This is a genomic window from Stenotrophomonas pictorum JCM 9942 (genome assembly GCF_001310775.1).
Taxonomy (GTDB): Bacteria; Pseudomonadota; Gammaproteobacteria; order Xanthomonadales; family Xanthomonadaceae; genus Stenotrophomonas; species Stenotrophomonas pictorum.
Window position 1 is genome coordinate 1 of record NZ_BAZI01000268.1, and the last position, 3,715, is coordinate 3,715.

Below are 3,715 nucleotides of genomic sequence, written 5' to 3' on the forward strand. Positions count from 1 at the left end.
GGCACACGCGGCTGTCGGCGATCGCCTCGATGTCGTAGCGGTGATGGTCGCTGCCACTCAGGCCGACATAGTCGCCCGGCAGCACGAAACCGCTGACCTGGCGGCGGCCATCGGCCAGCGTGCGGACCAGGCGCAAGGCGCCCTCGGTCACGGTATAGACATAAGTGCGTGGCTCGCCGGTGCGTGCCAGCGTGGTGCCCAGTGGAACCGGTTGGGATACCGTGATGTCTTCCAGCGCCTGCACTTCATCGCAGGACAATGCCGAGCACACCGACAGATGCCGGACCGAGCACTGCAGGCATTCGCGCGCACCCGCGCCTTCCGCAGGGGCGGACGCCGGGGAGGATTGCTCGGAACCTGGGAAGGGCCGGGACATGGCTTCGGTGAGGGGAAAGATGGCGTGAATGATACTTCATGCGGCCAGCAGGGGCGGGCTGGCGCTAGAATTGGCGGTCGTCCATCCCCACCGAGTTGCAGGAGTTTCGCCCGTGATCAAGCCCCGTACCCCGCCCGGCATCATGGAATTGCTGCCGCGCGAGCAGATCGCGTTCCAGCGCATGCTGGACGTCATCCGCCGCAACTACGAGCGCTTCGGGTTCCTGCCGGTGGAGACGCCGGTGTTCGAATTGTCCGATGTGCTGCTGACCAAATCCGGTGGCGAGACCGAGCGCCAGGTGTATTTCGTGCAGTCCACCGGCGCGCTGGCCAATGCCGCCGAATCCGGTGACAGTGGCCTGCCGGAAATGGCGCTGCGTTTCGACCTGACCGTGCCGCTGGCCCGTTACGTGGCCGAGCACGAACACGAACTGACGTTCCCGTTCCGACGCTACCAGATGCAGCGTGTGTATCGCGGCGAACGCGCCCAGCGGGGCCGTTTCCGCGAGTTCTACCAGTGCGATATCGATGTGATCGGCAAGGACGCGCTGAGCATCCGCTATGACGCCGAAGTGCTGGCGGTGATCCACGCGGTGTTCTCCGAGCTGCGCATCGGCAATTTCGCCGTGCAGTTGAACAACCGCAAGCTGATGCGCGGCTTCTTCGAGGCGCAGGGTGTAGCCGATCCACAGCAGCAGGCGTTGGTCCTGCGCGAGGTCGACAAGCTGGACAAGCGGGGCGCCGACTATGTGCGCGAAACGCTGGTCGGTCCGGACTTCGGCCTGCCGGTCGACGCGGTCGAACGCATCCTGGCCTTCGTCGAGGTCCGCTCCAGCTCGCATGCCGATGCGCTGGCACAGCTTGATGCAGTATTGGCTGCTGCCGGTGAATCGGCCAGCGAGTCGCTGCGTACCGGGGCGGCCGAGCTGCGCGAGGTGCTGGAGCTGGTCAAGGCGCTGGGCGTGCCGGAAAGCGCCTATTGCCTGAACTTCTCCATCGCCCGCGGTCTGGATTACTACACCGGCACCGTCTACGAGACCACGCTGCTGGATCACCCCCAGATCGGCTCGATCTGCTCGGGCGGTCGCTATGAGGACCTGGCCAGCCACTACAGCAAGTCGCGGCTGCCGGGTGTGGGCATCTCCATCGGTCTGACCCGCCTGTTCTGGCAGCTGCGCGAAGCCGGCCTGATCGAAGGTATCGGCGAATCCAGTGTGCAGGCGATGGTGGCGCTGATGGACGAGGCGGCGATGCCGCATTCGCTGGATATCGCCCGCCGCCTGCGCGCCGGTGGCATCAACACCGAAGTGCAGATGGAGCCGAAGAAGGTCGGCAAGCAGTTCCAGTACGCGGCCAAGGCGGGCATCCGCTTCGTGGTGCTGGCCGGTGAGGATGAGCTGGCGCGGGGTGTGGTTGCGGTCAAGGACCTGCTGCGGGAGCAGCAGTTCGAAGTGGCGCGCGAGGAGCTGGCCAGTGCCCTGCAGGTGGAGCTGGAGCAGACCCGCGCGATGGCGCGCTGAGCTGTCGCTATTCCGGTTTGATCCAAGGCCCCGCATCGCGGGGCCTTTTCTTTTGCGGCGCCGGTACGGCGCGGCCGCCCGCCCGGAAATGAACGGCGCTGCCCTATTGACCTCTACGGGTTTGACCTGGCCTGCGGTACGTAATAATGTATTAGCACGCTAATACATTGATACAAATGAAGCCGCGCATCGATACCGAAAAAGACAAGCCCTCCGACGCTCCCTTGAAAGCGTTGCGCGCGCGTTTGCCGCACTGGACAAGCCGCAGGAGGTGCAGGCTTTCCTGCGCGATCTGTGCACTCCCGCCGAGCTGGAGGCCATGGCCGACCGCTGGCGGGTCGTGCCGCTGCTGCGCAAGGGCGTTCCCTATCGCGAGATCTACGACCTGACCGGGGTGAGCGTCACCACCATCGGCCGGGTGGCGCGCTCGCTCGAGCACGGCAGTGGCGGCTATGCCACCGCGATCGAGCGTATTGCCGCGCGCAAAACCGAATCCAACTGAGAACCGACCATGAGTGCTTCCCCCACCGCGCCGGCGCGTGACCGGCTGCGTATCGCCATCCAGAAGAGCGGCCGTCTGGCCGATCCCGCGCGCAGCCTGCTGGCCGCCTGCGGCCTGAGCTGGCGGCAGAGTCGCGACAAGCTGTTCTGCTTCGGCGAATCGCTGCCGGTGGATCTGCTGCTGGTGCGTGATGACGATATTCCCGGCCTGATCGCCGATGGCGTCTGCGATCTGGGCGTGGTCGGCCTCAATGAGCTGGACGAACAGGCCAAGGCGCGCCGCCAGCTGGGTCTGGCCGATGCCTACCGGCCTTTGCGTGGGCTGGGCTTCGGCGCGTGCCGGTTGATGATCGCCGTGCCCGAGGACTGGGACTGGCAGGGCGTGCAGATGCTGCAGGGCAAGCGCATCGCCACCAGCTATCCGGCCATTCTCAGCGCCTGGCTGCAGGAGCAAGGGGTGGACGCGCAGGTGGTGGAGCTGTCCGGCTCGGTGGAAATCGCCCCGAAACTGGGCACGGCCGAAGTGATCTGCGATCTGGTCTCCAGCGGCGCCACGCTGGCGGCCAACCAGCTCAAACCGGTGGAAGTGCTGCTGGAAAGCGAGGCGGTACTGGCCGGACCGGCGCACGCGCTGGATGACGCCCGCGCCGGACTGATGGCGATGCTGTTGCGCCGTCTTGATGGTCTGAGCAAGGTGCAGGACCAGAAGCTGCTGATGTTCAGCGCCAACGAGGACCGCATTGATGATCTGACCCGTTTGCTGCCCGATGCGACACCGCTGCTGCGCCTGCCCGGTGCGGGCGAAGGCGCGGCGGTGCGGCTGCAGACCATGTGCACTGGCACGCTGAGCTGGCAGCGTCTGGAAGAGCTCGAGCGCGCTGGCGCGCAGGGACTGATGGTGCTGGCGGTGGAGAAGTCACTGGTATGAACGGGAGCGAATTGAAGATCCTGGACTGGGCCGCGCTCGATGCCGATGCGCAGGCCGCCACTTTGACCCGTCCGGTACAGAGCGTGGCCGCGCAGACCCGCGAATCGGTCGCGGCCTTGATCGAACAGGTGCGCGGCGGCGGTGATGCCGCCCTGCGCGCGATCAGCGCCCGTTTCGATGGTGTGGCTCCTGAGGATTTCGAAGTCGGCGAGGCCGAATTCGCCGCGGCCGAGCGGGCGGTGTCGGCCGAGCTGCGCATTGCCATGCAGCAGGCGGCCGGGCGCATCGATGCCTATCACCGCGCCGGCATGGCGCAGCCGTACGCGGTGGAAACCGCACCGGGCGTCGTGTGCGAGAAAATGATCCGCCCCATCGGCCGGGTCGGGCTGTA

Annotated in this window: 5 protein-coding genes; 4 read left to right on the forward strand and 1 reads right to left on the reverse strand. The window is 66.2% G+C overall.

Annotation, left to right across the window (positions count from 1 at the left end; translation table 11 throughout):
• Positions 1-376, reverse strand: a 376-nt coding sequence (locus JCM9942_RS12130) for a Crp/Fnr family transcriptional regulator (RefSeq protein ID WP_157722905.1), incomplete at its 3' end; no start/stop codon positions are given.
• A 112-nt stretch (positions 377-488) separates the two neighbouring features.
• On the opposite strand from JCM9942_RS12130, the gene hisS reads away from it, so the two are divergent.
• The 4 genes from hisS to JCM9942_RS12150 form a co-directional block, all read left to right on the forward strand.
• Entirely contained in the window at positions 489-1,895 is a 1,407-nt protein-coding gene (gene hisS, locus JCM9942_RS12135; protein ID WP_054659954.1) for a histidine--tRNA ligase, read from the forward strand.
• 166 nt (positions 1,896-2,061) lie between these two features.
• Positions 2,062-2,397 carry a YerC/YecD family TrpR-related protein gene (locus JCM9942_RS12140; protein WP_054659956.1) on the forward strand — a complete coding sequence of 112 codons (336 nt, stop codon included), beginning with the start codon at positions 2,062-2,064 and terminating at the stop codon, positions 2,395-2,397.
• Positions 2,398-2,406: 9 nt separating this feature from the next.
• Positions 2,407-3,324 carry an ATP phosphoribosyltransferase gene (gene hisG, locus JCM9942_RS12145; RefSeq protein ID WP_054659958.1) on the forward strand — a complete coding sequence of 306 codons (918 nt, stop codon included), beginning with the start codon at positions 2,407-2,409 and terminating at the stop codon, positions 3,322-3,324.
• A gap of 11 nt (positions 3,325-3,335) precedes the next feature.
• Positions 3,336-3,715, forward strand: a 380-nt coding sequence (locus tag JCM9942_RS12150) for a histidinol dehydrogenase (protein WP_172675109.1), incomplete at its 3' end; no start/stop codon positions are given.